Origin of the sequence: Nitrosomonas sp. (assembly GCF_043753625.1) — a bacterium.
Lineage (GTDB): Bacteria > Pseudomonadota > Gammaproteobacteria > Burkholderiales > Nitrosomonadaceae > Nitrosomonas.
This window is the reverse complement of the sequence record NZ_JAYUWI010000125.1, coordinates 1-3,412: the sequence shown is the minus strand read 5'-3', so window position 1 is coordinate 3,412 and position 3,412 is coordinate 1. Positions and strand designations below refer to the sequence as shown.

At 43.6% G+C, this 3,412-nt stretch carries 3 protein-coding genes; all 3 read left to right on the top strand.

The features are described 5' to 3' along the window. The first annotated feature begins 2 nt into the window (after positions 1-2). Genes trkA through ACH10T_RS10800 form a run of 3 tightly spaced genes read left to right on the top strand, consistent with a single transcriptional unit; the run spans position 3 to position 3,215 of the window. A complete protein-coding gene (gene trkA / locus ACH10T_RS10810; protein WP_394809285.1) occupies positions 3-1,322 on the top strand; it encodes a Trk system potassium transporter TrkA in 1,320 nt (439 codons plus the stop codon). A 12-nt stretch (positions 1,323-1,334) separates the two neighbouring features. After that, on the top strand, positions 1,335-2,792 hold the full coding sequence (locus ACH10T_RS10805) for a TrkH family potassium uptake protein (RefSeq protein WP_394809284.1): 1,458 nt from the start codon (positions 1,335-1,337) through the stop codon (positions 2,790-2,792). 36 nt (positions 2,793-2,828) lie between these two features. Next, on the top strand, positions 2,829-3,215 hold the full coding sequence (locus tag ACH10T_RS10800; RefSeq protein ID WP_394809283.1) for a PleD family two-component system response regulator: 387 nt from the start codon (positions 2,829-2,831) through the stop codon (positions 3,213-3,215). Positions 3,216-3,412: the final 197 nt, after the last annotated feature.

Sequence of the window (3,412 nt, the reverse complement as noted above, 5' to 3'; positions counted from 1 at the left end):
ATTTGCGGACAGTTGTTGGCAATGCATCGCACCCATCTGTATTAGAGAATGCCGGAGCTCATGATGCGGATATGATTCTGGCAGTTACCGAGCACGACGAAACGAACTTAGTGGCTTGTAAGCTTGCCGCTTCCTTGTTTAACACACCCACTAAGATTGCACGTATTCGATCGACTGAATATTTGGCGCACCCGGATATTTTTTCTACTGAGAATTTCTGTGTGGATTTTGCTATTTCTCCAGAGCAGATTCTGACGGAATATATTGAAAAATTGATAGAGTTTCCTGAAGCTTTGCAGGTGCTTGATTTTGCGTCAGGGAAGGTGAGTTTGGTGGCTGTGCGTGCATTACAAGGCGGGTCGCTTGTCGGGCAGCAACTACAGGAATTGCGTAAGCATGTTCCTAATGTGGATTCGCGCGTGGCAGCCATTTTCCGGAAAGACCGGCCGATTATTCCCGAAGGCGATACCGTCATCGAGGCAGAAGATGAGGTGTTTTTTATTGCGGCTACTGAAGATATCCGAACCGTGATGCGAGAATTACGGAAAATGGATAAACCCGTTAAGCATGTGATGATTGCTGGCGGGGGGAAAATAGGCAAACGCCTCGCTGAAACACTAGAAAAAGATTATCAGGTCAAAATTATTGAACATAATTATCAAGCGAGTGAACGTTTGGCAGCGGAACTGAGTAGTGCACTGGTATTGCATGGTGACGCAACAGACGAAACATTGCTGGAAAGTGAGAATATTGCCGAGATGGATATGTTTTGTGCACTGACGAATGATGAAGAAAATAATATTATGTCAGCGTTGTTGGCAAAACGCATGGGGGCGCACAAGGTGATTGCGCTGATTAACCGTCGTTCCTATGTTGACTTGGTCCAAGGCAGTCGCATTGATATTGCTATTTCACCGGCGCAAGTTACGATTGGCTCATTACTCGCTTATGTGCGGCATGGCGACGTGGCTGCGGTACATAGCTTACGCCGTGGCGCAGCGGAGGCACTGGAATTGGTGGTACATGGTGATGCCAGATCATCTCATGTAGTAGGACGAAAAGTGGAAGAAATAAAACTCCCCAAAGGCGCCACAATTGGCGCTATCGTAAGAGGGTTACCTAAATCTGATGGGGCATTTGGTGAGAATCTGGGTGCGGAGCATGAAAAGGCGTTGCATCATTCGGATAACAATATACGAGTCATTATTGCACATCATGACACGATCATCGAACAAGAGGATCATGTGATCTTATTTGTGATCAATAGAAAGATGATCCGCGAAGTGGAAAAATTGTTTCAAGTCAATGTTGGTTTTCTGTAAACAAGAGATAGCATGAGTCGGCTTTTTGTTGTTGTTAATGTCCTGGGTAAGATGGTTCTGATATTCGGACTCACAATGCTGCTTCCGCTGGGTTTGGCACTGTGGCTCAACGATGGCGCGCTATTTGTCTTCGAAAAATCTATTTTGATTACTATGGGTTGTGGTTTGCTGATGTGGTTGGCGACACGTCGCTATAAACGTGAATTACAGACAAGAGATGGTTTTTTGCTTGTGGTGCTGGTTTGGTCAGTGTTGCCAGCCTTTGCTATGCTACCGCTATTATTTTACCTTCCTGATCTTAGCCTCAGTATGGCCTATTTTGAAGCTGCCTCAGGATTAACGGCAACAGGCGGCACTGTGTTGTCGAGCTTGGATGCATTGCCCCCATCTATCAATTTATGGCGCGGTGAAATGGTTTGGCTCGGAGGGATGGGTTTGATCGTTCTGGCAGTAGCGATTCTGCCATTATTGGGGGTAGGGGGCCGGCAATTGCTCAATGCCGAGATACCCGGACCTATGAAGGAGAACAAGCTCACTCCGCGTATCGCGGAGACTGCCAAGGGGCTGTGGACAATTTATGCGAGTCTAACATTGGCATGTATCATAGCGTACCGATGGGCGGGTATGGATTGGTTTGATGCCGTGATGCATGCGTTTACGACGCTGGGCTTAGGTGGTTTTTCTTCTCATGATGCGAGCTATGGTTATTGGGATTCACCACTCATAGAATCGGTCGCGATTCTATTTATGCTGATTGCAGGAATAAATTTTGCGACACATTTTCTTGCCTGGCGGGCAAAAAGTTTGGTTCCCTATCGTTATGATTCTGAAGTCGGCTGGTATGTAATGATCGTTTTATCCAGTTGTATTGGATTAGCGTCCTATTTGTGGTTCGCTGATGTTTACACGGATCCGCTGGTAGCATTACGCTACGCTGCTTTCAATATCGTTTCCGTTGCAACCACTACTGGATATAGCAATACAGATTACAGCTTATGGCCTATGTTTGTTCCATTATGGATGTTATTTTTATCTGGATTTTGTACCTCTTCAGGTTCTACCGGCGGTGGTATTAAAATGATACGAGCTCGAATTTTGTATCAGCAGGTGTATCGTGAAATGATTATGATCATGCATCCCAGTGCGGTTATTCCAGCCAAAGTGGGTAGAAGTGTGGTGGCAAATCGAATTATTCTCGCAGTACTTGGATTTTTGTTTATTTATGCTGCAAGTATTGTGTTGATAACCCTTGCGCTCACATTTAGTGGGTTGGATGTTATTACAGCCTTTTCTGCAGCAGTGGCTTGTATTAATAATCTAGGTCCGGGTCTTGGTGAAATTGGCCCCGCAACGACCTATGCATCGCTAACAGATTCTCAAATATGGATATGTAGTTTTGCCATGTTGCTAGGTAGACTAGAGTTCTTTACAGTATTAGTTATATTTACACCTGCGTTCTGGAAAAAATGAAATTCATATCTAACCTGAAGAATTACATGGGTGTACATGGATAATACCGGTGTATTGAAAGGTTTCAAGGTCATGATTATTGATGATAGCAATACGATCCGAAGGAGTGCTGAATTATTTCTGCGGCCTTCTGGGTGTGAAGTGATTCTGGCAGAAGACGGGTTTGAGGCAATGTCTAAAATTGTTGATAACCAGCCTGATATTATTTTTGTAGACATAACGATGCCGCGTCTGGATGGATATCAAGCTTGTATGCTAATAAAGAAAAATCCTATCTATCAATCGATTCCAGTGATTATGTTATCCAGTAAGGATGGTCTATTTGATAAAGCTCGTGGCAGAATGGCGGGGTCCGACGATTATTTGACTAAACCATTTACTGCTGAGGGTTTATTAAGCATAATACGCAACTACACCTTGTAACAATGTTTTGCATGACTGGGTATAGGTCTAGTAGAATTTATACTCAGTTACTGAATTTGGCGGGAGCATTAAATTTATTTAGAATGTGATCTTAAAATTTCAATTAATCGTTGTGAGTAAAGGGAAAATTTTGGATTTTTGGATATAGAACCCTTAGAAAGGGTAGGAGATTTTATGACAAATGACTTGACTTTAAA

Bases quoted from the DNA above. Each gene is read 5' to 3' on its own strand.
- ACH10T_RS10800 (WP_394809283.1), top strand. From the start codon at position 2,829: ATGGATAATACCGGTGTATTGAAAGGTTTCAAGGTCATGATTATTGAT.
- ACH10T_RS10805 (WP_394809284.1), top strand. From the start codon at position 1,335: ATGAGTCGGCTTTTTGTTGTTGTTAATGTCCTGGGTAAGATGGTTCTG.